The 24,780-nt window shown below is 62.4% G+C and carries 20 protein-coding genes, 1 riboswitch and 1 other annotated feature; of the genes, 8 read left to right on the plus strand and 12 right to left on the minus strand.

Annotated features, from left to right (window positions below; all coding sequences use genetic code 11):
* Positions 1–10 precede the first annotated feature (10 nt).
* The 6 genes from RT513_RS03015 to RT513_RS03040 form a co-directional block, all read right to left on the minus strand.
* Complete coding sequence (locus RT513_RS03015) at positions 11–691, minus strand: response regulator transcription factor (protein WP_290689057.1); 681 nt, start codon at positions 689–691, stop codon at positions 11–13.
* Positions 669–1,997 carry a sensor histidine kinase gene (locus RT513_RS03020; RefSeq protein WP_290689055.1) on the minus strand — a complete coding sequence of 443 codons (1,329 nt, stop codon included), beginning with the start codon at positions 1,995–1,997 and terminating at the stop codon, positions 669–671. The genes RT513_RS03015 and RT513_RS03020 overlap by 23 nt, the downstream gene beginning before the upstream one ends.
* Before the next feature lie 631 nt (positions 1,998–2,628).
* Positions 2,629–3,411 (minus strand): HpcH/HpaI aldolase/citrate lyase family protein, encoded by a 783-nt coding sequence (locus RT513_RS03025; protein WP_290689053.1) that lies wholly within the window; start codon positions 3,409–3,411, stop codon positions 2,629–2,631.
* Positions 3,405–4,241: a MaoC family dehydratase N-terminal domain-containing protein gene (locus tag RT513_RS03030; RefSeq protein ID WP_290689051.1), complete on the minus strand. Its 837-nt coding sequence runs from the start codon at positions 4,239–4,241 to the stop codon at positions 3,405–3,407. Before RT513_RS03030 ends, RT513_RS03025 begins: the two co-directional genes overlap by 7 nt.
* Positions 4,238–5,344 (minus strand): CaiB/BaiF CoA transferase family protein, encoded by a 1,107-nt coding sequence (locus RT513_RS03035; RefSeq protein WP_088214666.1) that lies wholly within the window; start codon positions 5,342–5,344, stop codon positions 4,238–4,240. Before RT513_RS03035 ends, RT513_RS03030 begins: the two co-directional genes overlap by 4 nt.
* Positions 5,344–6,507: an acyl-CoA dehydrogenase family protein gene (locus RT513_RS03040; protein WP_035746904.1), complete on the minus strand. Its 1,164-nt coding sequence runs from the start codon at positions 6,505–6,507 to the stop codon at positions 5,344–5,346. Before RT513_RS03040 ends, RT513_RS03035 begins: the two co-directional genes overlap by 1 nt.
* Positions 6,508–6,686: 179 nt before the next feature.
* Here RT513_RS03040 and RT513_RS03045 point away from each other — a divergent pair, with 179 nt between their 5' ends.
* From RT513_RS03045 to RT513_RS03060, 4 genes are all read left to right on the plus strand, one after another.
* Positions 6,687–7,766, plus strand: coding sequence for a LysR substrate-binding domain-containing protein (locus tag RT513_RS03045; protein WP_290689047.1), 1,080 nt, complete (start codon positions 6,687–6,689; stop codon positions 7,764–7,766).
* Positions 7,767–7,866: 100 nt separating this feature from the next.
* Complete coding sequence (locus RT513_RS03050) at positions 7,867–8,409, plus strand: thiamine pyrophosphate-binding protein (protein WP_290689045.1); 543 nt, start codon at positions 7,867–7,869, stop codon at positions 8,407–8,409.
* On the plus strand, positions 8,397–8,993 hold the full coding sequence (locus RT513_RS03055; RefSeq protein ID WP_290689043.1) for a thiamine pyrophosphate-dependent enzyme: 597 nt from the start codon (positions 8,397–8,399) through the stop codon (positions 8,991–8,993). Before RT513_RS03050 ends, RT513_RS03055 begins: the two co-directional genes overlap by 13 nt.
* Before the next feature lie 21 nt (positions 8,994–9,014).
* Entirely contained in the window at positions 9,015–10,499 is a 1,485-nt protein-coding gene (locus tag RT513_RS03060; RefSeq protein WP_290689041.1) for an aldehyde dehydrogenase, read from the plus strand.
* A 107-nt stretch (positions 10,500–10,606) separates the two neighbouring features.
* Here RT513_RS03060 and RT513_RS03065 read toward each other — a convergent pair whose 3' ends face one another.
* Positions 10,607–10,903, minus strand: a complete 297-nt coding sequence (locus tag RT513_RS03065; RefSeq protein WP_290689039.1) for a PRC-barrel domain-containing protein — start codon at positions 10,901–10,903, stop codon at positions 10,607–10,609.
* Between the two features lie 205 nt (positions 10,904–11,108).
* Positions 11,109–11,357, minus strand: coding sequence for a hypothetical protein (locus RT513_RS03070; RefSeq protein WP_290689037.1), 249 nt, complete (start codon positions 11,355–11,357; stop codon positions 11,109–11,111).
* A 148-nt stretch (positions 11,358–11,505) separates the two neighbouring features.
* On the opposite strand from RT513_RS03070, the gene RT513_RS03075 reads away from it, so the two are divergent.
* Entirely contained in the window at positions 11,506–13,797 is a 2,292-nt protein-coding gene (locus RT513_RS03075; protein ID WP_088214661.1) for an arginine/lysine/ornithine decarboxylase, read from the plus strand.
* Here RT513_RS03075 and RT513_RS03080 read toward each other — a convergent pair.
* Positions 13,773–13,937 (minus strand): hypothetical protein, encoded by a 165-nt coding sequence (locus RT513_RS03080; protein ID WP_313533531.1) that lies wholly within the window; start codon positions 13,935–13,937, stop codon positions 13,773–13,775. The genes RT513_RS03075 and RT513_RS03080 overlap by 25 nt on opposite strands.
* Positions 13,922–13,976 (plus strand) — a sequence feature (sul1 is cis-regulatory element that is thought to sense ions involved in sulfur or methionine metabolism; They are found in Alphaproteobacteria). (Overlaps the previous gene by 16 nt.)
* 27 nt (positions 13,977–14,003) lie before the next feature.
* Between RT513_RS03080 and RT513_RS03085 the strand changes: the two genes are divergently transcribed.
* On the plus strand, positions 14,004–15,416 hold the full coding sequence (locus tag RT513_RS03085) for a SulP family inorganic anion transporter (protein WP_290689034.1): 1,413 nt from the start codon (positions 14,004–14,006) through the stop codon (positions 15,414–15,416).
* On the opposite strand, the gene RT513_RS03090 is transcribed toward RT513_RS03085, so the two are convergent.
* Positions 15,417–18,371 (minus strand): hypothetical protein, encoded by a 2,955-nt coding sequence (locus tag RT513_RS03090; protein ID WP_290689031.1) that lies wholly within the window; start codon positions 18,369–18,371, stop codon positions 15,417–15,419. It abuts the gene before it with no gap.
* Between the two features lie 264 nt (positions 18,372–18,635).
* Positions 18,636–19,370: a VPLPA-CTERM sorting domain-containing protein gene (locus tag RT513_RS03095; RefSeq protein WP_290689029.1), complete on the minus strand. Its 735-nt coding sequence runs from the start codon at positions 19,368–19,370 to the stop codon at positions 18,636–18,638.
* 754 nt (positions 19,371–20,124) lie between these two features.
* Between RT513_RS03095 and RT513_RS03100 the strand changes: the two genes are divergently transcribed.
* Together RT513_RS03100 and RT513_RS03105 are read left to right on the plus strand one after the other, a co-directional pair.
* Positions 20,125–22,815, plus strand: a complete 2,691-nt coding sequence (locus tag RT513_RS03100) for an aminotransferase class III-fold pyridoxal phosphate-dependent enzyme (RefSeq protein ID WP_290689027.1) — start codon at positions 20,125–20,127, stop codon at positions 22,813–22,815.
* Positions 22,816–22,922: 107 nt separating this feature from the next.
* Positions 22,923–23,846: a glycine reductase gene (locus RT513_RS03105; RefSeq protein WP_313533533.1), complete on the plus strand. Its 924-nt coding sequence runs from the start codon at positions 22,923–22,925 to the stop codon at positions 23,844–23,846.
* A gap of 38 nt (positions 23,847–23,884) precedes the next feature.
* On the opposite strand, the gene cobO is transcribed toward RT513_RS03105, so the two are convergent.
* Positions 23,885–24,511 carry a cob(I)yrinic acid a,c-diamide adenosyltransferase gene (cobO, locus tag RT513_RS03110; protein ID WP_290689023.1) on the minus strand — a complete coding sequence of 209 codons (627 nt, stop codon included), beginning with the start codon at positions 24,509–24,511 and terminating at the stop codon, positions 23,885–23,887.
* A gap of 34 nt (positions 24,512–24,545) precedes the next feature.
* A riboswitch (cobalamin riboswitch) is annotated at positions 24,546–24,750 on the plus strand.
* Positions 24,751–24,780 lie beyond the last annotated feature (30 nt).

Consider the following 24,780-nt stretch of genomic DNA (forward strand, 5'->3'; position numbering starts at 1 on the left):
TTCCGGGACTTTAGTCCGGTGTCCCGACCCCGCCCCGTTCACCGCGCAGCAGCATTGCGGCCTCTGTCCTGTTGCGGGCGTTCAGCTTGTAGAGAATGCGGGTCATGTGATTTTTGACCGTTTTTTCATGCACTTCCGTAAGGCGGGCAATTTCCTTGTTGGATCGTCCCTCCGCCACCAGCCTCAGCACCGCGGCCTCCCTCGGGGTGAGCTGGTCCAGCAGACGCGCACGAAGTCCCGCCTGCTGATCGTCGCAGGCGGGGAGGCTCATCCTTGCGTCGCGCCCCATCTCGGAGATGACACGGGCGGCGACCGTCGGAGTGACGTAACCCTCCCCCCGGGCAATGGTGCGCACCGCGTCGATCAATGTGCGGCCTCCCACGCCCTTGACGATATATCCCGCCGCTCCCGCCGACAAAGCGTTGGTCAGATCGTCGCTGTCCTCCGAGGCGGTCAGCACCGCGACGGCCACCCCGGTAAGAAGGCGCAGCGCAGGCAGCGCCGACAATCCGCCCCCCGGCAGCGAAAGATCGAGCAGAACCACATCGGGCCGCAGGCTCCGGGCAAGGGAAACGGCCTCCTCCGCCGTGGCCCCCTCTCCGCAAACCACGAGATCTCCCGCCTCGGCGAGGGACAGGGCCAAGCCGCGTCGGAAGATCGGGTGGTCGTCAACGATCAGGATGCGTGTCATTAGGAGCTTTGCCTTCGGCGCATGCGGGCAACCACATGGCAACGGATGTGCCTGCCCCCTCGTCGCTGCGCAAGCTGAATGTTCCGCGCAGGCTGAGCGCTCGTTCCCGCAGTCCGGCCAGCCCCAGCCCCGCGGTTTCGGCGCCCGGATCGAAGCCGGGACCGGTGTCGGTAACCTCGATACCGATGCCGCCATCCGTGGAGCGGACATGCACCGCCAGATCGGCCCGCGGCGCGTGGCGGGCGCTATTGTTGAGGGTTTCCTGCACGAAACGATGGATGCAGTTGCGCAGCGGAAGCGGCAATGCCGCCAGCGTATCCGGCATGTAGAGCGTGACGCCCTGCCGCACTCTGGCTTCATGCGCGGCGACGGCGCGGCGGATAATCGCCGCAACGTCGAGCTTGCGAAGTTCGGGCAACACCATGCCGCGACAGATGAAGCGCAGTTCGGTCAGGGCAGCATCCACCGCCTCTGCCACCTCTTCCTGTCCCTTGACGCCGTCGAGGCGCATCGCGGCGAAGGCGAGGTGTTGCGCGGGCCCGTCATGCAGATCTGCCGACAGCCTCTTCAGCGTGAGATCGTTGATCTCCGTGGCGCGCTGATTTGCCCGCTCCACTTTCCGCGCCAGAGCGTCATTGTGGACGAGCGAAGCCGAAAGCTCGGCAATCTTGTCGTCCAGCGCCGCTTTCTGCTGCCTGATCGTCCGCGCGCTGCGGGCGAAAAGCGTGTAGAGGGCCGCAAACATTCCCAGCGTCACCAGTCCGACGGCAAGCCAACTGTTCAACTGGCTGCGGAACAGGTTCGCGCGCAAGGTCTCGCTGCCGGTATAGAATTCTGCCGCGCCGATGACCTGACCGGTGGTCGTCGAATGGACGGGGCTATAGACCTCCATCAGATCCTGCGGTTCGGCTTCCGGCGGCATGGTCACCCTGCGCAGCGCGGCATGAACCTGACCGTCAAGGGCGGCTCTCAACCGCGGATTGTCTCTCCCGGCCTGGCCGGTCATCCTGGGCCGGGTGCTGTACACGACCTCCCCCGCCGTGTTCCAGAGCTTGAAAGCCGACACCTGCCGGCTCAGCTCTCCGCGCCGCACGATCTCCTCCAGCAGGGTGCGGGTGGCATCGCCGATCCCTCCCGGCAGTTCGAGATCCTGCGCGGCCGGGGTGATCATCGCATCGACATAGAGCGCCGTGACGGCCCCGGCATTCTGCGTGACGATCTTTCGGACCTCCCCGTTGACCCAGAAGCCGGTGCCGATCATCCCGGCAAGCAGCACGCTGCCGGCGAGCAGGATGAACTGCCTCATGGGCTCAGCAAACGCGGCCCGTCCGGTACGGTGCTTTCCTTGCCTTGAGGGAGCGGGTGTCATGCTTCTTTCGGATCCAGTGGCCAGGCGGGGAACAAGATGGGAGAGGTTTCTTCATCTCGCCGCGAGCGTCAATCCGAAGCTGGTGGACCCGAAGCTGGAATGATCGCGGGGACGGCGCTTTCGCCCGTTGCGGGGCGGTGCTGCTTGCATCACCCGCTACCGTGCTCCCAGAGGCGCTAATCCGACCGCACGTATAGTCGTCATCCCGCTATCCGGCCGAGCAAATCCTTGCCATGCGGCGATGATAACCACACCCGCGCACCGCCCGCCGCCACTATTCGGTCGGAAGGAGGGATAGCTGATCCGGGCATCGGTCGAAGGTACTTGCCTAGGCATCGTTGGGAATGCTGGCAGTTCCATGAGATCAACAACCCGGTTGGGCGGAGTATCGAGCGTGACTTGAATACCCCTCCTGCGCATGTGAAGCGGGAGGGGTGGCTGCGTTCCACAAGGCGCGATCTGCGGGATACCTGGCCGCGCCCATGCACCCACGCAAACTTTCCGGCACGGCTCGCCGCGACGGAGAACCGGCTCTCAAGGGCGTCAGCCCCAAGCCCCTCGACGGGTATCAGCCCGCCGTTGCGAGAATGGCGCGGGCGCGAAGGCGTACGGGCTCATCCACCATTGCGCCATCGACGGAAACCGCACCATCGCCGGACGCGATCACCCGGCGCGCCCAGTCGATCTCTGCTTCCGAGGGGGCAAAGGCGTTGCGGATGACCCCGACCTGCTTCGGATGGATGCAAAGCTTGCCCGTCATCCCGAGCGAGCGGGCATGGGCGGCGTCTTCACCGCTCACGGACAGGTCATCCAGTTGCACTGTCACACCGTCGAGGGGAGCGGCGATCCCCGCAAGGCGCGAGGCAAGAACCAGTTCGAACCGCGCAGGAAGCAGAACCTCTCGCAGATGCGCGCATCCCAGATCGGCGCAGAAATCGACCGAACCGAAGGCAAGCCGCATGACACCTTCCGCCGCGGCGATGGATCGTGCCGCAGCCAGCCCACGCGCCGTTTCCACCAGAGCGATAACGGGCAGACCGACCTGCGCCGCCACGGCCGCCACCGCGCCCGCCTCCTCCGCCTTGGGCAGCATCACCGCAGCCGGGCGAAGCGCCGCGACCGCCGCGATATCCGCCTCATGCCAGGGCGTTCCGAGGGCATTGATCCGCACGATGACCGGCAGATCCGTGAAATCGGCGGTCAGCGCGGCGCGGGCCGTGTCCTTCGCATCGGCGGCAACCGCGTCTTCCAGATCAAGGATCACCGCGTCAGTGCCTGAAGCTGCGGCCTTGGCGAAACGCTCGGGCCGGTTTGCCGGCACGAACAACGGCGCCCGAATGGCGGTCACCATGTCGCACGTGCTTCCATCGCCACCGGCCCATCGACGCGGGCAGTCCAGAGCCGCAGGCCGTCGCCGTCAGTCTCTGCATTGAGCGTGTAATCGGCGGTATCATACAACGGAGACAGCGAGCGGAAGTCGAAGCGGGCGGGACTGCTGCCACGCAGTTTTGCGGCGAACTGCACAAGCTGCGTCGCCTGAAGCGGCCCATGGACCACGAGACCGGGATAGCCCTCCTCTCCGGTCACATAGGGCTGATCGTAGTGGATACGGTGGCCGTTGAATGTCAGCGCGGAATAACGAAACAACAACGGCGGCGTGGGAGTGACCGGGGTGCTATGCATCCCCCGCGCCGCCGGTTCCACCGGTTTCGGGGTGCCGCCCGGCGCGTCCGCATTGCGATAGACGATGTCCTGCCGTTCTTCGATCACCAGCCTGTCGTCACTCTCGATCCGGTGGTCCACCGTGACGAAGGAAAGCGGCCCGGTGCGCCCCTCTTTCAAGGTCACGTCCCGGATGGTGGAGATGCGCGTTACCTGCTCCCCCACGCGGATCGCGTCGTGAAAAGCAAATGCTCCTCCGGCCCACATCCGGCGCGGCAGCGGCACGGGAGGCAGGAAACCGCCCCGCGCGGGGTGCCCGTCCACCCCCAGGCTGGCAGTCGGAGCGGCAGGGGGCGCGAGGCAGAGATGGATGAGCAGCGGGGCGGCATCCCCGTCCCTCGCATCGCCGTCCAGATCCAGCGTGGCGTTAAAGCGTTCAACCAGCGCCTGCGTGACACGCTCGGATTTCCGCTCACCGCGCCCGATCCACTCCCGCAAGTAATCGATATCCACGGTCATGCCTTGACCTCCACCCGGTTCAAAGCGGGCACTGGCCCATAGCTGCGCTGCTCGCCGGAGATAACGGCGGCCGGCGCGGGGTAGCTGACCGGTCCGTTGGGCGTCTCCACCGTGATGCGCCGCAGATGCGGATGCTGTGACAGCAGCTGCATGTCGCTGACCGAGGCGAAGGCGACATCCGCCTTGAGAAGTGCAAGGCTTGCCTCCTCCGCCGTTCGGCGCGCGAAACCTTCGGCGACCAGGCTGTCGGTCTCCGGCCGGTTACGCACCCGGGCCACGTTGGTCGCGAAGCGCGGATCGCTGCCCAGTTCGGGCCGCCCCAGAAATACATCCGCCAGCTTGCGCCACTCCCGGTCGCTTTGCACGGAGATCAGGATCGGCTTGCCGTCACTGCAGGTGAACACGCTGTAAGGCGCGATGGACGGATGGGCCATGCCAAGCCGCCGTGGCGACTTGCCACCCTCATGGTTCAGCAGCGGGACGGTGAGCCAGTCGGCCATCACATCGAACATGGAGACAGAAATCTGTGCCCCCCTGCCCGTCACCCCCCGCGCGATTAGGGCTTCGAGAATGGCGGCATGAGCGGTGGCTCCCGTCGCGATATCGACGATGGAAATACCGACGCGAGCCGCGGCTTCAGGCCCGCCGGTGATCGAGCACAAACCGGACTCGGCCTGTATCAGCAGGTCATAGGCCTTCCGATCGGCCATCGGCCCGTTCTCGCCATACCCGGTGATCGAGCAGGTGATGAGCCGGGGCCACTCCTGCGCCAGACGCTCGAAGGAAAAGCCGAGCTTTTCGAGCGCCCCGCGCTTGAGGTTCTGAACGAGCACGTCGGCCCCGTCCAGCAACCGCGCCAGCTCCTCCCGGCCCTCATCGCTCGCCAGATCGAGCGTGACGGAGGTCTTGCCCCGGTTCAGCCAGACGAAATAGCTCGACTGCCCGTTGGCCACGTCATCGTAACCGCGCGCGAAATCACCTTCCGGCCGCTCGATCTTGATGACTTCCGCTCCGGCATCCGCCAACCGGGAGGTGGTGAACGGAGCCGCGACGGCCTGCTCGATGGCGACGACCGTCAGGCCCTTCAGCGGCTGATACACCATCAGAAGCTCCGCGGCAGGCCGAGAACGTGTTCGGCGACATAGGACAGGATGAGGTTGGTCGAGATCGGTGCAACCTGATAGAGACGGGTTTCACGGAACTTCCGCTCCACGTCGTATTCGCAGGCGAAACCGAAGCCCCCGTGGAACTGGAGACAGGCATTCGCCGCCTCCCAGCTTGCCTTTGCGGCAAGATACTTCGCCATGTTGGCCTGTGCGCCGCAATCCTCGTGCGCGTCATAGCGGCGGCAGGCATCGAACCGCATGAGGTTCGCGGCCTCTATCTCGATATAGGCCTCCGCGATCGGGAACTGCACGCCCTGGTTCTGGCCGATGGGCCGACCGAAGACATTGCGTTCGCTGACATATTTCACGACCCTGTCGGTGAACCAGTAACCGTCTCCGATGCACTCGGCCGCGATCAGCGTCCGCTCTGCATTGAGGCCGGTGAGGATATACTTGAAGCCCTTGCCTTCCTCGCCGATCAGGTTTTCCACGGGGATTTCGAGGTTGTCGAAGAACAGTTCGTTGGTCTCGTGATTGACCATGTTCAGGATCGGGCGCACTTCCATGCCCGATTTCATCGCCTCCTTGATGTCGACGATGAAAATCGACATGCCCTCGGATTTCTTCTTGACCTCCGACAGCGGCGTGGTGCGGGCGAGCAGGATCATCAGGTCGGAATGCTGCACCCGGCTGATCCAGACCTTTTGGCCGTTGATGACATAGCGGTCACCCTTGCGAACGGCGGTGGTCTTGATCTTGGTGGTATCCGTTCCGGTGGTCGGCTCGGTCACGCCCATGGATTGCAGGCGCAATTCACCGCTGGCGATCTTCGGCAGATATCTGCGCCGCTGCTCCTCCGAGCCATGCCGGACGAGCGTGTTCATGTTGTACATCTGCCCGTGGCAAGCGCCCGAATTGCCGCCCGACCGGTTGATCTCCTCCATGATGATCGACGCTTCCGTCAACCCAAGCCCGGAGCCGCCGTACTCCTCCGGGATCAGTGCGGCCATCCAGCCCGCTCGTGTGAGCGCCTCGACGAACTCCTCCGGGTAGCCACGCGCCTCATCGATCTTGCGGTGGTATTCATCGGGGAATTCTGCGCAAAGCGCCCGAACCGCATCCCGGATATCCTGATAATCGTCCGCGCCGTGATCAAACATACCCCGACTCTCCCCAAACCTCTCATCGTTTCGCGAAGTGTGCAGCAGGTGTGGCGATACATCAAATATATGATGATGCTACCACCTATACCGGATCGGCATGAATAGGGTGGCCCTCATGCGAGGGCATTACGTTGTTTAACTGCAATTGCCGCTATTGCTCCGCGGGCTTGAGGGTCATGACCCTCAAGGTAAGCCGCTTCCACGCGCGTTGCGCCCTTCCTGCCGTGGATATTAGCGAAAACATATGGACGAGCGGGGCTTTCGCGGCGCTGTTCCGGCTGGTGTCGCATTATGACGACATGTCATCCTTCCGTCAGGTAGCGGAGGCGCAGGTCTTGGAAATCAACCAACTCATCACCCTCGTCCACGTGGCCGAACTGGGCAGTATCAGCAAGGCCGCCGACCGGCTGAATATCGTGCAGCCCGCGCTCAGCAGGCAGATACGTCTGCTGGAGGAGGAGCTGGGGGTGCCGCTTTTTGAACGCCACGGCCGCGGTGTGGCTATCACGCCGGCAGGTCAGGCGGCGGTGGATCACGCGCTTCGGGTGCTCGCGGAGATCGATTCCCTGCGTGGGGCGGTGGAAGAGGGGCGGTCCTCTTTCCGCGGATTGGTCCGGATCGGCGCAACGCCCACCGTCGCAGAACTCATGACAGTCCCGTTGATGGTCCAGATCAAGAACGATCACCCTGAACTTGCCGTCCGGTTCTCCTCCGCCTTCGCAGGCTATCTGGTGGACTGGATGGCGCGGGGAGAACTCGACGTGATGATCTCCTATGACCCGGCGTCCACGCGCTCGCTCCGGGTAAGGCCGGTGCTCATGGAAAGCCTGTTCCTGATCGGCCCCTCGGGCGCTCTCTGTGAGGATCGGCCTGTCCGGTTCCGCGATCTGGCTCTCCAGCCGCTCGTGCTTCCCAGTCCGCGCCACGGGCTGCGCGCCATTTTCGATCACTGTGCGCGGGTGGCGGGTATCACGTTTACACAGGTGATCGAAGCCGATTCCTTTGCCTCCATGATCGACCTCACACGTGCCGGCTTCGGTGCGACGATCCTGCCGGTCGCCCCCATTCACAGGTCTTTGGCCGCGGGCGAACTGTCCTGCGCGCCGCTTGTCGATCCCGCACCGGAACGTAAGCTGGTGCTCTGCTACTCTGCCGATCGGCCCGTCAGTCCGGCGGCCCGCTACGTCGGCGAATTGTTCATCCGGCTGACGCAGGAAAGGGTGGAAAGCGGAATTTGGAAAGGGACGCTCCTGTAAACGAGCCATCTATTACCGCTATATCTCAAAGAAAATACTAACATTATTCTTTATATGCCTCCGGCGGTAAGCTCTCCCGAACAGTGCAGGGAGTGGAACAATGGACAGGTCTGCGCCGGATGCTCCGGCTGAGCCGAACTGGCAGGAGGATGTCTATCGCGTCCTCAAGAACCATGACGTGAAGCATGTCGCCTACGTACCGGATGCCGGACATTCCGCGGCCATCCGGCGTGCCGAGGCCGATAATGAGATGAATTCCGTCGTGCTGACGACGGAGGAAGAAGGCATCGGCTATCTCGCAGGTGCGTGGCTTGGCGGCGAGCGGGGCGCCCTGCTCATGCAAAGCTCCGGTGTCGGCAACTGCATCAACACCTTGGCCTTGCAGCAGGTCGCGCGGTTTCCACTGCTCATGGTCATCACGATGCGGGGCGACTGGGCGGAATTCAACGGCTGGCAAAACCCGATGGGTCAGGCGACGGAGGAAACGCTGCGCGCCATGGGTGTGATGGTGTGGCGGGCTGACCGACCGGAAGATGTCGAACCGCTGATCCATGGCGCGGCGACCATGGCCTTCAACGGAGATAGCGCAACCGCCGTCCTTCTGGGTCAGCGCCTGATCGGAGAGAAGAAATGGGTGAAGTGAAAGCAGGCGGCTCGCTTGACCGCCGCGAGGTCGTGCGTGCCCTTCTGGCGGACCGCAAGGATCTGCTGGTGGTCACGGGACTGGGGTCTGCCTCCTATGACGTGATGGCGGCGGGTGATCACGACAACAACTACTATCTGTGGGCCGCCATGGGGTCGGCAGCGATGGTGGGCCTCGGTATCGCCGCGACCCAGACCGACAAGCCCGTTCTCGTTCTGACGGGAGACGGTGAATCCCTGATGGGCTTCGGCGCATTGGCCACCATCGCCCTCCGCAGGCCGCAGAACCTGACCCTTGCCATTCTGGACAACGGTCACTTCGGCGAAACCGGCATGCAGGAGAGCCATGCGGGGCGCGGTATCGAGCTCGATCAGGTGGCGGCCGCCTGCGGATTTCCACACACGGGGCGGATCACCGATATGACGGGCGTGCAATCGCTCCGCGATGACATCTACAAGCGGGACGGGCTGCGCCTTGCCACCCTGAAGATAAAGCCGGAAAATCTGCCACGTGTTCTGCCGCCGCGGGATGGCGTCCATGTCAAGAACCGCTTCCGCATGGCGCTCGGCCACCAGCCTATCTGAAGGACGTGAGGGGGTACGGATATGAGCGGCCTTGAACGCTTTACGAATACGGTGAACGGGCAGGAGACGGCGAGCAGAACAGGCCGTTGGCTGGTGTCGGAGGATCCATTCACCGGCAAGCCATGGGCCGAGGTTCCACATTGCGACGCCGATGATGCCCGCGCCGCAATCGAGGCCGCCCATGCCGCCTTTAAAGGGCCATGGTCCAGAATGACGGCGACCGCGCGGGGCAAGCTCTTGCGACGGTTTGCCGATCTGATCGAGACCAATGCCGACCGCCTTGCGGAGATCGAAACCCGGGACAATGGGAAGCTCTACGCCGAGATGTCCGGTCAGGTTCGGTATCTGCCGGAATATTACCATTATTTCGGTGGCTTGGCCGACAAAATCGAAGGGGCGGTGCTGCCGTCCGACAAGCCGGACATATTCAGCTACACACGCCACGAACCGCTGGGCGTCGTCGTCTGCATCACGCCGTGGAACTCGCCCTTGCTGCTGCTGACGTGGAAGCTCGCGGCGGCGCTGGCTGCCGGAAATACCGTGGTCATCAAGCCCTCGGAGTTCACATCAGCCTCCACGCTGGAATTCGTCAGGCTGGCCAAGCAGGCGGGTTTTCCAGACGGGGTCATCAATACCGTCACCGGTTACGGGCAGGAGATCGGCGCTGTGCTGGTCGAGCATCCGCTGGTCGAGAAGGTCGCCTTCACGGGCGGCGATGCGACCGGGGCGTCGGTTTACGCCGGGGCTGCGAAGGGGTTGAAACACGTCTCGCTTGAGCTTGGTGGCAAATCGCCGAACATCGTCTTCGATGACGCCAATCTCGACGACGCGGTGAAGGGCGCAATCTCCGGTATCTTCGCGGCGTCCGGGCAGACCTGCATCGCAGGATCGCGGTTGCTGGTTCAGCGGTCGATATATGCCGAGGTCTCCCGCCGTGTGGTGGAGTTTGCGGCGACAGCAAAGCTCGGCAACCCGATGGAGAACACGACGCAGGTCGGGCCGATCACCACCCGCCCGCAACGTCAGAAGGTTCTCGACTACATCCGTATCGCACGGGAGGAAGGCGCCGCTTGCCTGCTCGGCGGCGGGATCCCGGGCGACGAGACGCTTTCAGACGGCTGGTTCGTGGAGCCGACGATCTTCGGCGATGTAACGAACGACATGCGCATCGCACGGGAAGAAGTATTCGGACCCGTTCTGTCCATCATCCCGTTCGAGGATGAGGATGATGCGATCCGCATTGCCAACGATACCATCTACGGACTTGCCGCCGGAGTATGGACCCGCGATATGCGTCGCGCGATAAGGATGGCGGATGCTATCAAGGCAGGAACCGTATGGGTGAATACCTATCGCGCGGTCAGCTTCATGGCGCCGTTCGGCGGTTTCAAGAAAAGCGGTATCGGTCGCGAGAATGGGCAAGATGCAATCTACGAATTCATGCAAACCAAATGCGTTTGGCTGAATCTGGCGGAAGGCGTCGCAAATCCGTTTGTGCTCAGATAGGTGCAGACTAGAGGCCTTGCTAACCCTAAGCAAAATGCTGGCCTCAGGAAAAGTCCGCGGCCGAGGTGAAGCGGTCGAAGGTTCGAACCTTCGACCGACAGCAGTTTTTAGTGGTGATGCTCAGGCATCGACTTCAAGTCATCCTTTGTCCAGCGCGTGACGGCATGCACGTCACCGCTTTCGTCACGCATGATATCCAGATCGGCGACGTTGAGCGCAACCGGCTTGGCGCCGATCCCAAGAAAACCCCCGACGTCGATAATCACCTGAGCATTCGATCCGGCCCCGTGCAGATGATCTATGTGCCCGACCTTCTCATCGCCCGGCCCATAGACCGTAGCTCCCGACAGCACAGCGTCGGTGATTTCTTCGGGGGCGAGTCGCGTATGTGCAGAATGGTCCATGATCGTCCTCTTTCGTGGCTATGCAGTTGAAACGTCTGCCATGCCATCGGTGTTCCCCCGCTTCCCCGCCAACCGCATGCCATGTGACTTCCGGAGACAGTGAGGGTGCCGGGGTGGGTTCGTGCGCCACGGAAGCTGTCCGACCGCGATCGTGACGCGTGAGAGCATCTTACCGGGAGGCTTTCGCTGCCATGCAGAGGCGCGTTCACTTCCCATATAACACGCGAAACTTCATGAATATTTCACGTCCGCAGGCCAGAATAGCCAAAACATAAGCGGAATTCATGGGCATTTCTTCCACCTGCATCAGCGCATGCTCACCCGTCTGCCACGGGGAGGTGCAAATGACTGATGGGATATTCGGTGAAGCGACCCCGCCGTTTGCCCTTGCAGCATCTTGCCCGATGGTCGGGATGATCTGTCGATGCAGCGGCGCAAAGGACCGTCCGTTCACTGGGGGCCGGCTCAGACAGGCTGGAGATCACCATTCCGACATTGGGCGGCTCCGCCTTCCCACAGGTTCAGTGCATGGGTTGACCTTGACGGCGGCTGTGCAAAAAGCACCTGTCGCGTAACCGCTGCCACTTCCCCCGGAGGATGACATGAAATTCCGCTTTCCCATCGTCATCATCGATGAGGATTTCCGGTCCGAGAACTCCTCGGGCCTGGGGATCCGCGCGATGGCGGAGGCCATCGAGAACGAGGGCTTCGACGTTCTTGGCGTGACCAGCTACGGCGATCTGTCGCAATTCGCCCAGCAGCAGTCCCGTGCCAGCGCCTTTGTCCTCTCCATCGACGATGAGGAGTTCAGCCCCGGTCCCGACGACGACCCGGTGATCGAGGATCTGCGCAGCTTCATCCGCGAGGTGCGGCGCAAGAACGAAGATGTACCGATCTACGTCTATGGCGAAACCAAGACCAGCCGCCACCTGCCCAACGACATCCTGCGAGAGCTGCACGGCTTCATCCACATGTTCGAGGATACCCCGGAGTTCGTGGCCCGCCACATCATCCGCGAGGCCAAGAGCTATCTGGAAAGCATCCAGCCGCCGTTCTTCAAGGCGCTGCTCGACTATGCGGAGGACGGTTCCTACTCTTGGCACTGCCCGGGGCATTCGGGAGGCGTGGCTTTCCTGAAGAGCCCCATCGGCCAGATGTATCACCAGTTCTACGGCGAAAACATGCTGCGGGCCGATGTCTGCAACGCTGTGGAGGAGCTGGGGCAGCTTCTGGACCACAACGGCGCGATCGGTGCGTCCGAGCGAAATGCCGCCCGCATCTTCAACGCCGATCACTGTTTTTTCGTGACCAACGGCACGTCCACCTCCAACAAGATGGTCTGGCACCACACGGTTGCCTCCGGTGACGTGGTGGTGGTGGATCGCAACTGCCACAAGTCGATCCTGCACAGCATCATCATGACCGGTGCTGTACCGGTATTCCTGCGGCCGACGCGCAATAACTTCGGCATCATCGGCCCCATCCCGCACAGCGAATTCGAGATCGAGTCCATCAAGGAAAAAATCCGCGCGAACCCGCTGCTGGAAGGGGTGGACCCGGAAACCGTCAAACCACGGATCATGACACTGACGCAATCCACCTATGATGGCGTGCTCTACAACACCGAAGTCATCAAGGGTATGCTGGATGGCTACGTGGACAACCTCCACTTCGATGAAGCGTGGCTTCCGCATGCCTCCTTCCATTCCTTCTACGGACAGTTCCACGCGATGGGGCGGAAGCGGCCCCGCGCGCGGCATTCTGTGACCTATGCCACCCAATCCATCCACAAGCTGCTGGCGGGCATCAGTCAGGCGAGCCACGTGCTCGTTCAGGATTCGCAGGATACCAAGCTCGACCGGCACCTGTTCAACGAAGCCTATCTGATGCACACGAGCACAAGCCCCCAGTACAGCATCATCGCGAGCTGCGACGTGGCCGCCGCCATGATGGAGCCGCCGGGGGGTGCGGCGCTGGTGGAGGAGAGCATCGCCGAAGCGCTGGACTTCCGCCGCGCCATGCGAAAGGTCGATGCCGAATTCGGCGACGACGACTGGTGGTTTCAGGTCTGGGGCCCGGAGGAGCTGGAGGAGGAGGGTATCGGCCGCGCAAAGGACTGGGTGCTCCGCCGGACCGACGCGGACGGGGTCCATCCCTCCGACGGCGAGGAGTCCTGGCACGGGTTCGGCGACATGGCACCCGGCTTCAACATGCTCGATCCGATCAAGGCCACGATCGTCACGCCGGGGCTGAACCTTGACGGGCGGTTCGAAGCCACCGGCATACCGGCGTCGATCGTGACGAAATATCTGGCGGAACATGGCGTGGTGGTCGAAAAGACCGGGCTCTACAGCTTCTTCGTGCTGTTCACTATCGGCATCACCAAGGGCCGCTGGAACACCCTCTTGACGGCGCTTCAGCAGTTCAAGGACGACTACGCCAAGAACAAGCCGATGTGGCGCACCATGCCGGAGTTCTGTGCCAAGCATCCCCGGTACGAGCGCATGGGTCTGCGCGACCTCTGCCAGCATGTCCACGAACTCTACGCGCGCTACGATGTCGCCGTCCTGTCCACCGCGATGTATCTGAGCGAGCTTGTCCCCGCTATGAAACCGAGCGATGCGTTTGCCCATATCGCCCGCCGCACGACCCAGCGCGTCCCGATCAACGAGCTTGAGGGGCGGATCACCACCAGCCTTGTCACCCCCTACCCGCCCGGCATCCCGCTGGTCATACCCGGGGAGGTGTTCAATCGGCAGATCGTGGATTACCTGAAGTTCAACCGCGAATTCGCCAAGGAATGCCCCGGATTTGAAACGGATATCCACGGCCTTGTGCAGGAGGAGGACGAGAATGGCGATGTCCAGTTCTATGCCGACTGCATTGCTGTCTGAACCATGACTTCGGCCGGACGCGGCGAGAAACCGCCGCGCCCGAGCCGCTCACCCACGAGAGCGTCCATCAGCGGCACGAGGCGCTTGGCAACAACCGCCTTCTCCGCTACAAGCGCCGCATTCGCATGGACCCGGTTCAATCCGGGTGGCTATTCCGGCCGCCGATCCGCCGGACAACGCATTCAAAACGCGTCCGCTCCCATCAAATGAACAGCACACGACACTATCTGCGTCAGTGGCGGGAAAACCCTGTCCGAGAAATTCTTGCCGGGTCGGTGGCGACCTTTGCCCTTATCCCGGAGGTCATCGCCTTCTCCTTCACCGCCGGGGTCGATCCGGCGGTGGGGCTTTATGCCTCCTTCGTCATCAGCATAGTGATCGCCATTTTCGGCGGACGCCCCGCCATGATCTCGGCCGCGGCCGGATCCGTCGCGCTGGTGGTGGCGCCGCTGGTGCAGGAGCATGGGGTCCAGTATCTTTTCGCCGCGGGGCTGCTGGCGGGGATGTTCCAGATCGTCTTCGGCTTCGCGCGGCTGGCGACGCTCATGCGCTATGTCTCCCGGTCGGTGCGGACAGGTTTCGTCAACGCGCTGGCGATCCTGATCTTTGCGGCGCAACTGCCGCATATCCTCGCCGCCGGGTTGACCGGATATGCGGTGATTGCAGCCGGTCTCGCGATTATCTATCTGGCGCCCCGTTTGACCACCGCGATACCTGCGCCGCTGATCTGCGTCGTGGCGCTGACAGCGCTGTGTTCCGCGCTCGGCATAGACATTCCCCGTGTGGCCGACCTTGGCAGGCTGCCGGAAGGGTTACCGGCCTTCGCCCTGCCAGACGTTCCGCTGGGTCTCGACCTGCTCAACATCATCTTTCTGCCCGCTCTTGCCATCGCCATGGTGGGCCTGCTCGAAAGTCTGATGACCGCCGGTGTGGTGGACGATGAGACCGGGACGCCTTCAGACAAGAACATGGAGGCGCGCGGGCTCGGACTGGCCAATGTCGCGGCGAGCCTGTTCGGCGGCATCGCCGGCTGCGGCATGATCGGTCAGACCGTCTCCAACGTGAAATACGGCGGGCGGGGCCGGCTCTCGACCATGGCGGCGGGGGGTGTTCTGCTCCTGTTGATGGTAGCGCTCGGGGACATCGTCGGGCAGGTGCCGGTCGCCGCCCTCGTGGCGATCATGATCATGGTTTCCATCGACACGCTTGACTGGAGCTCGCTGCGCCGTCTTCGCGGAACGCCGGCACTCTCCAATCTGGTGATGCTGGCGACTGTCGCGATGACGCTGGTGAGCCACAACCTTTCGCTGGGCGTTCTTGTCGGTGTGCTGATGAGCGGCGTCTTCTTTGCCGCCAAAGTCGCGCGGATGCAAAGCGTCCGCCGCAACGGCGATGTCTATACCGTCGCGGGACAGGTGTTCTTTGCCTCTGCCGACGCCTTCACCGAGGCCTTCGATCCGATCGACCACGACGGGCCGGTGGTCATAGACCTGACCAATGCAACCCTCTGGGATATCAGCGCTCTTTCAGCGCTGGACAAGGTGAAGGCCCGTTTTGCACAACACGGGCTGGACGTGACAATCCGGGGACTCGACACCGCCATCCCCACCCCCCGCTAGTCATCGCAGCAAGGCGTTGAAATCCTCAATGGTCTGTCCGTTCCGCTCATTGGAGGCGGCGAGGATCGCGCGTTTCAAAACCTCCGTATCGACATCCGCCGTCAGGCGCGGAGAGGTGACGCCAGCGGTATGTTCGTAGTTCCCCACGATCACGTCGATGTAGGCAGGTTGGCGGAAGTGCCAGCCGTTTTGCATGATCGACGTGATGATCGCCGGATAGGAGGTTGAGGGGGGTTGGGTCGATAGCCAGGAAAGCAGATCGCTCTCCGCCACGCTGGTATCCAGTCCTGCCTCCCGCAATCCCCGCAGAAGCCCTTCCGGTGTTTCGAATACAGGCGGCTGCTGGTTACTGGGCAGACATTCGATGGCGAAATCATGGGCCGTTGTGTTGTTGCCCATCGATGGATCACTGTCGGGCGCGCGATCCGGTGTTATCTGGTGCTCGAAGCGGAACTTGTGGCCTCCCGGCTCCTTGCACAGCAGGATCGCGTGGTCAAAGACGGTACGGGCTTCATCCTGCCGCAGTGCCGCCTGCGTCGTGGTAAGGTAGGTCGGCGTCACGCTGGCGCCGTTATCGGTGGTCGACCGAAAGGTGAGAAGCGTATCCATGGGGCTGGAGGGTCCCCCGCTGCCCAGAATGGAGGCGAGTTCTATCACCACAGGCTCACCGGCCAGCATTTGACGCGGCGGGTTGAGGACGTCGAAGGAGCTGATGGCAAGGTCTGCGACAGCCACCGCATTTACCGTCACCATGCTTGTGTTGTTTGTCGGAGCGGCATCGTTTCCAGCCCGATCGGTGACATTGCCTTTGGCGTCAATCGTAAAGGGCGCACCGGCGAGGTAAACCAGATCGGCAGGTAGCATGGCGGCCATCGTAAGCGTCCGGGTCTCTCCGGGATGGAGCATGTCGATGGCACAGGACAGCTTATCCGGAGAGGGTGCAGCGCAACCGGGCGGGGGAGAAAGAAACAGGGCCGTCGCAGGCGGAACCTCAAGATCGAGGCTCGTCGCAAGCGATGGATTTGGCCCGTGATTGACGATGACGGCGGCATAGGTCACAGGCGTTCCCGCAGCGACCGGGTCGGGCGTGGCGGTGAGCGTCAGTTCAAGATCGGTGCGCCGCATTTCCTGCTGCATCCGGTCCAAATCTTCCTGCGTCGGGCTGGTTTCCGGGTTGCGCACGATGGCACCACTTGCCCCCGCGCCGAACTGGTGAAAGTTCAGTGCGATCCGGTTCCAGTCGTTATCACCGGCAAGCAGGCTATCTAACGCGGTATTGGCACAGCCGGGAGCGCCTGTCGCGGGCGTCGTTGCGGTTGCAGGAATACCATTGTCGATATTGATGCCCGCCGCGGTAGGCAGTGTGGGATCGCCCGTCCAGTCCGGCAGCGTATTCGCGCCGACGGTGGCAATCTGGTTCCGCCCGTTCATGAACACGATGGAGTTCCTCGGATCGGCCGGGTCGACGGCGAGCGCTTCGCTCAGCAAATTTTCCGCAAGCGGGAGAAGTGGCGCAGTTGCCCGTGTCGATCCGTTGAGCGCGGTCCGCGGGGGCGAGTAGTCAAGAATTCTGCCGCCCGTGACCTGCAGAATGCCGCCTTGCAGGTTATAGTTCATCACCGAAATGTAGTTCGGCTTGCAGTTCATGGAGTTGGAGCCGCCATGCTGCAGGTTCAGGTTATGCCCAAGCTCGTGCATCACCGTCCCCGCATCGAGATTGTGAGAGATGAAATCGTTGCCCCCGATCTCTCCTTCGCCGCCCGCGCACCTGAGCGGTGGAAGCGGAAGCGGAGGATTTGGCGGAGCGGCGGCCTGTATGGCGTAGTGAAGCACCCACACCCGATTGGGATTGAACTGTGCGGCCTTGATAGCGGCAAAATTGCCGTCCAGCCCGCAGGCGCGCGTTGCCGCGGTAATGGTGAGGGCCGTGCCTCCGCCCAGATTGTCACCTACCAGACATTGCGGATCAGCAGAGTCAACCAGACCGTCGCCATCATCATCGATACCGTTGCCGCAATCACCGACACCCACCTCCCGACTGGCGTCGAGATAGAAGCAACTGCCATCCTGGCCGTCCGTCAACCCATCGCCATCGTCATCGATGCCGTTCGTGCAGGTACCTGCTCTACCTGCCTCATCCGCGCCGGCATCGAAAAGCGCACCCGCATCGACATGAAGGTTTATCCCCGTCGTGCCGTCTGGATTGGGGCGCGGCGCAGCCGCAAAAGCCCGTTTCATGGCATTTATACCGTCCCGGGTGGGCGCCCGGCCGGTCTCGTAGTCAAGCTCAAGGAAAATATCCTGATGCTGCGGGTCAGCGCCCATAGCAGGAAGATCGATATCGATCGTGCCGTCGCCATCGGCATCAAGCCCGGAAATCTCCCACGTATCCAAAAGCCCGTCGCCATCGGCATCGCCGGAAGCGGAGATCGTGGAGATGTCGAAGCAGACGCGGACCGGGTAGTATTCATCGTCATCCGTATCCACCCCGTCTCCGGTGGCGCAACTCGTCGCCGTATCCCCCGACCAACGGCCAGTAGTGAGATCAAGAACCAGATCGAGGTTGTTGTGATCGTACTGGGGAGACGCATCGGCGATATCGTCGCCGCTCGTACTGTCATGATCCCAGATCTGGATCGTGATGGGGACCACAGATGTGACCGAATCGTCCACGGTGCTGGTGACAGTCCAGAATGGCTGAATTTTCTGCTGATCGTCGTCTGCTCTGGGCGTGTCGATCTGCACCCCATTGATGAACACACGTGCATAAAAGTCCGGCCAATCTTCTCCCGCGGCCTCTATCCCGGCAGCGTCGCACTCCTCATCCTGTGTACACTCGACAGACGTTATGGTCACAGTGACAGGCACAGGTCTGGCGTCTGCAGGGACGATCCCAAGCCCCAAAAATGCCAAAAACATCGTTGCAGAATGCGAGCCGGCAAAAAAACGCGACATGGCACTCGATCCATTGCTAAGAGGATTTGCATAATAATAATCTAAAAGATTTCTAGATCATGCCACGATTTCTGAGAAAAAGATCGATTCGTTTATCAAATAGACACAAAACAGCAGTTCAGCATGACATATGGTTAAAAACGAATACTATCTCGCACCTGTAAATTGCTCTCAATTCAGTACAAACTTCTTTAAATGCGAAGACGCCGACCCTTTATCCGGGCCGGCGTCTTTCAGAATATCAAGCTCAGAGAGCTAATGTGATCACGCTTGCTTGCGACGACGAAGCACCGCGAGACCACCCACACCGCCCATCAGAAGCAGGGCTGTGGCGGGAAGCGGGACAACACTCGCGCGTACTTCGATCTGGCTGATTGCTCCGTCAACCGCATCGGCGGTATCGGAGGAGCTGATCATGAACTGAAGCGCTCCAAGATTGCCGAAGTCAAAGCCGGCGTCGCCCGTGAACTCGCTGAAGTAAAGATTGGGATTATAGCCCGGAGCCAGCAGTTCGTTGTAGGTGACGGTTTTGCCGGTCATGTCCCAAGCCGTGACGCTAAAGGCGGCGATATGGTCAAACACGATATTCGCCGGCGCGGCAAAGTAGAAGTAGGGGTTCCGCCCGATGTTCAGGTTCACACCGCCAAGACCGGTGGTCGCAACGTTAACACCGTCGCCGTCGATGCCGTCATAGGTCATCCAACCCGTGCCGCGCGCGCCAGCCACGTTAGAGAACTTCAGGTTCCCGCCCGTAACGCGCATTTCGGAGGTGGCCGTGTTGTTGCCATCGGCCTTGGTGTTCCGAACAGCAAGATCGCGAGCGCCACCCAGAATACCCATGTCCGCTAGTTCGGAAGCATTGGGGTTGTCGCTGGTGGGGCCATCCTGAACCCACTGCTCAGAGGAGAAGCTGTCCAGAACGAGGGTCACCGCAGATGCGGGGACGCCCGTAAGAAGAAACGCCGTGGATGCTGCGGCGCCGAGGAATTTAAATACCATTGGATACCTCCTAGGGTGTCACAACCGATCAAAAGTGCTTAACCATCTAAACCTATAAATGATTAATGCGCGAGTCTTTTTGACAAAAGTTTTGCAAAATCAGCGTCCAATCTAAAAATGCCTACGGATTGTCCACTTGCATCGGAACGGCGGGGCGCTGCGGCGCAGGAATTTCTTTAGAAATTATGGTGGAACGACTCACGTCGACTTGAACGCGATGAGGCATCAGCGACGGCCTCAAGCCAACCACGCCTTCAACCGGAAAATTTCGCATTGTAATCAATAAAGAAACATTGCATCCCCGGTGATCCGGCAAAAATCGCGCCGGAAATCGGCGAGATCGCCCCTTCACCACTGGACTGATCAGTCACCGAATAGCCGAGACTGGATGCGGCGGCGCAGCAGTGAAATTCGCGAGCTGCTCAAAAAATCACGCTCGTTTCCGAGACAATTACACAACCATTGGGGGATTGTCGCGCAAAACCGCGCATTGGGATCATCATCGTCGGCAGCAAAATGCCGAAATGTCAGACATGATTGAAGTTGGGCTTCTTAGGGCAGGCATTGCCAGCTATCCAGCAATCACAAGACCTGACTTCGCAATCTGCTGCTGCCTGCTGCCCTCTCATAGACACATACCGACGAGCCGACGTTGCCGACCCTCGCGCCGGCAACTCCGTGATGCGTTTGACCTTCTTCAACCGACTGCTTCACCCCGGTGACAGCAGCCGACCGAGATCTGAATGGAGCCTCCATGTCCTTTTTGAATCCTGCTCGCTCAAAGTTGCTGGAGATCTTCGCGCTGAACGGAGCAATGGTCCGGGGAAGCGGCGCGCGTCTCTTTGATGAAAACGGAGAGGAGTATCTGGACTTCCTCTCCCAGTACGGCGCACTGCCGTTCGGGCATAATCCTGAGCGCGGTTGGGCGGCATTGGGCGCGGCTCAGGCGGCGCAGATGCCGTCCCTGATCCAGCCGCTCCATTCCGCGGAGGCCGAGCGGCTGGCCAAGCGGCTGGCAGAGGTCACGCCGGGTGACCTTTCCATCACGACGCTTGCCAACAGCGGAGCGGAAACGGTGGAGGCCGCGATCAAGCTCGCCCGGATCAGGAGCGGTCGCGCGTTGATTCTGTCCACCCGGAACGGTTTTCACGGCAAGACGCTCGGCGCCCTCTCAGCCACGGGAAAATCGCTTTACCAACAGGGCTTCAATGCCCCGGCCCCCGATTTCGACTATGTGCCCTACGGCGATCTTGCCGCTCTTGAAGCGCGGCTTGTCGCGTCTGCGGATGGTATCGCGGCCTTCATCTTCGAACCGATCCAGGGAGAGGGCGGCGTGGTCTGCCCGCCCGAAGGTTACGCCGAAGCAGCGATCGCCCTTTGCCGGAAGCATGGCGTCCTGACGATTCTCGATGAAATTCAGACCGGTCTGGGGCGCACCGGCGAGCTTTTCGCCTGCTCGAGCTTCCAGGAAGTCCCCGACATGCTGCTGCTCTCCAAGGCGCTCGGCGGCGGGTTGATGCCGATTGGAGCCTGTATCGTACGCCCTTCCGCATGGGATGACCGCTTCGGGCGGCTCCATAGTTCCACTTTCGCCAACAATGCACTGGCTGCCACCGTTGCCTGTGCGACGCTCGATCAGTTGCTGGAGGATGATCAGGCGCTGGTTCGGCGCGTGGCGGAGAACGGCACCTACATCCGGGCGCGGCTTGAAGAGTTGCAGCGCGCCTATCCCGACGTGATCCGGGAGGTCCGGGGACGGGGATATATGCTCGGCCTGGAGTTCCAGCCGCTTGAGGAGCGTCGCAATTCGGCCATCATGGCGCACGCCGGCTTCAACGGTGGCGTGACGGCGCTTATCGCCTCCTATCTGGTAAACGTGCAGAAGGTGCTTACGGCTCCGCTGTTCAACGACAGCCGTGTTCTCCGGCTTCAACCGCCGCTCATCCTCGGACGCGACGGGCTCGACAAGGCTGTGGCCGCGCTCGAAGCGGTCTGCCGGATCATCCATGAGAACGACTACTACTCTCTCGTGCGCCACCTCGTCGCGCGGAGGGGAGGGGAGCTTGCGGAAGAAGGGCCGCAGATGGCGCCACAGACGGGAACGCAGACGGCAGTCGTGCCGAAGGGCAGCCTTGTCCCGGGTCGCTTCGGGTTCGTGATCCACTACACCGAGGACGAGGATATCTTCCGCTCCGACGCCTCCCTGCGACAGTTCAACGAGGAGGAACTGGCAAGCTGGAAGGCGTGGGTGAAGGGCCTTGGCCCGGGCATCGTCCACGAGATTCCCGATGTCACCTCCCGTGCAGGCAAGGTTGCCTCCGGCTGGCTACTCTCGGTGCCCATGCTGCCCGGCGACATGCGCGGCAAGGGAAAGGCCGAGGCCCGTCAGATGATCGCGGAAGCGGTGGCCATCGCAGGGGAGCAGGGCGCGTGCCGTGTGGGTCTCGGTGCCTTCACCTCAATCGTCACACGCGGCGGTGAAACCGTGACTGGGCGCGGCGTGCCTATCACCAGCGGGAATACACTGACCACCGTCTCTGCGGTGAAGGCGATCACCCAGCTCTGCCGGCGCACCGGCATCGCCCTTGAGGACGCGCATGTGGTCGTCGTGGGCGCATCGGGAGCGATCGGGCGGCTTGGAGCCATGCTGCTTGCCCGGCGGGCCGGACGCATGACGCTGGTGGGGAACGCCCGCAATCCCTTTGCTCCGCGCCTGCTCTCCAAGGTCGCCGACGACATCCTTGCCTCGCTGGCCAGAAGCCCGCGCACCGATGCCTGGACGCCGGGACTGCTGGCGCGCTCCGTCCGCCAGATGGACACGGAGAAGACGATCCACGTTCCTCCGAAGGCGAAAGCGGGTTACGGGCACGTCCTCTCCTGGACGACCGATCTGGAACCGGCGCTGGCGGATGCGGATGTCGTCCTCGTGGCCACGAGTTCGGATACCGTGCTTGTCGATCCGCGGCGTCTGAAGCCCGGAACGCTGGTCTGCGATGTGGCGCGTCCGCCGAATGTGCAGAAAGCCGATCTGCGCGGCACCGGCGTGATGGTCTTTGACGGCGGTCTCGTCCGCCCGCCGGGAGAAGTGGACCTCGGGCCTTTCCAGACGCTGCCTGCCAACATCGCTTGGGGTTGCCTGAGCGAGACGATGCTGCTGGCCCTCTCCGGTCAGGAGCGGGACTTCAGCATCGGCTCCACCCTCACGCTCGCGGATGCCGACCTGCTCTCGGCTCTGGCGGAGGAACATGGCTTCGAGCCGGCGCCCGCCCAGTGGTATGGTGACATGGTGACGGAGGCAGCAATCAACGCTTTCGCTGCCCAGTTCCGCCGGAAAGCCGTCGACCGGGTCGGTGGACGGGCGGGCGTGCCTCCGCTCTCTGACCATTCCCTGCCGTCCCTCGCCGCGGACACGGGCATCCGCAATCGGTCCGATCGTTTCTGGTAAGGTTGCCGCATCACCGCGGCCATGGACAAACCGGCTGTCTATGCGCACAACTGGCCCGGGCGTGGCGCTCCGATACGCGCCACGCAGAGGGAGAGAGGGCCGGGATGATGCAAAGACCCCAGAGTGATGCCGCGTTGACGGAACCTGTCGGCTACATGCGCCGGACGCGGGACTGGTATCTGGGCCTTGGCTATGACACGCCCTACGAATGGGCCCACAATCCCGACGCGCCCTTTGCGCCTTTGACCCTTCCGTTGGCCGAAAGCACGGTCACCCTCATCACCACCGCCGTTCCCTACGATCCGGCCAAGGGTCCGCAGGGACAGGGCGCGCCGTACAATTCCGCAGCGAAGTTCTACGAGGTCTATTCCCTCCCCACCGCCACAGACCCGGACCTGCGGATCGCCCATGTCGGCATCGATCGGGAGAATGCCGACATGACCGATCAGGGCGCGTGGTTCCCTCTGGCGGCGCTGCGACAGGCGGCTGCGCGGATCGGGTGGATCGCCCCCCGGTTTCACGGTGCTCCGACCAACCGCAGCCAACGCCATACCATGGAGGTGGATGCGCCGGAAATACTGGCCCGCTGCCGGGAGGATGGCGTGACCGCCGCGATTCTGGTGCCGAACTGCCCCGTCTGCCATCAGACGGTCACGCTCGTGGCCCGGCATCTGGAGGAAAACGGCATTTCCACTGTCATCATGGGCGCGGCGAAGGACATCGTGGAGCATGCCGGCGCCCCGCGTCTGCTGTTCAGCGACATGCCGCTCGGCAATGCGGCGGGGCGTCCCAACGACCCTGACTCTCAGCTGCGCAACGTTCACCGCGCGCTCGACATGCTGGAACGCGCGCCCGGACCTCGGACGACAATGCACTCTCCGGAGACGTTTTCGCCTGATATGGGCTGGAAGCTCGATTACTCCAACATTCACAGCCGCACCCCCGATGAGGTCGCCGTTCTGCGGGCCGAAGCGGAGAGCGCGCGGCTGACCGCCCGGCAGATCAGGGCCGAGACGCTCGGCGCGTCCTGACCTCCAGCCCGGCCCGCAGGTAGCGGCGGAGCGCGCGTTCAGAACTCGACCCCCGCCTGTGCCCGGATACCGCTGCGGAACGGGTGTTTCACGGCCTGCATCTCCGTGACCAGATCGGCAACCTCGATCAGGTCGGATTTCGCGTTCCGCCCGGTGAGCACCACGTGGGTCATGGGGGGTTTTTCGTCCCGAAGGAACGCCACCACCTCTGCTATGTCGAGATAATCGTAGCGGAGCGCGATATTGATCTCGTCGAGGAGCACCATACGGATCGCGGGATCGCGGATCATCTCTTTCGCCTTTTCCCACGCCGCCCTCGCGGCAGCGCGATCGCGGGCAAGGTCCTGCGTCTCCCACGTGAAACCCTCGCCCATGGTGTGGAACCGGCAGAGGTGGCCGAAGCTGCCGGTCAGCAGATCGCGCTCCCCGGTGGTCATCGCCCCCTTGATGAACTGCACCACGGCGGTTGGCATGCCATGGGCGATGGAGCGCAGCACCATGCCGAAGGCGGAGGAGGACTTGCCCTTCCCCGGACCCGTAAGAACGATCACCAGCCCCTTCTCTCCGGTCCGTTCGGCCATCATGCGGTCCCGCGCTGCCTTGATGCGCGCCTTTTTCCCCGCATGGGCGGCGGCTTCCTCCGGCGTGATAGTGTCATCGGGCACGGCACTCTCCTTGACTTCCGGCGCGCGGCGTGGCTTGGCTGTCCGCATCGCTGGTTCCTGCCATATGGCAGGCTAAGAGGGAATGCGACAGGCTTCACCGCCCCAACGCAGCCGCCCCCGCGACCGTGACCGGAGAGGTCGCCCGCAGAGCCACTGGGAAACCGGGAAGGTGGGGCGCCCGCCAGGGGAAACCCTGACATCCGCAAGCCGGGAGACCTGCCGCGATCTGCCGCCCCGAGGGCGGTTGTCCGAAGCCGCGGCCGGGGTGT

This window comes from Haematobacter sp. (assembly GCF_032102465.1).
Classification (GTDB): Bacteria; Pseudomonadota; Alphaproteobacteria; order Rhodobacterales; family Rhodobacteraceae; genus Haematobacter.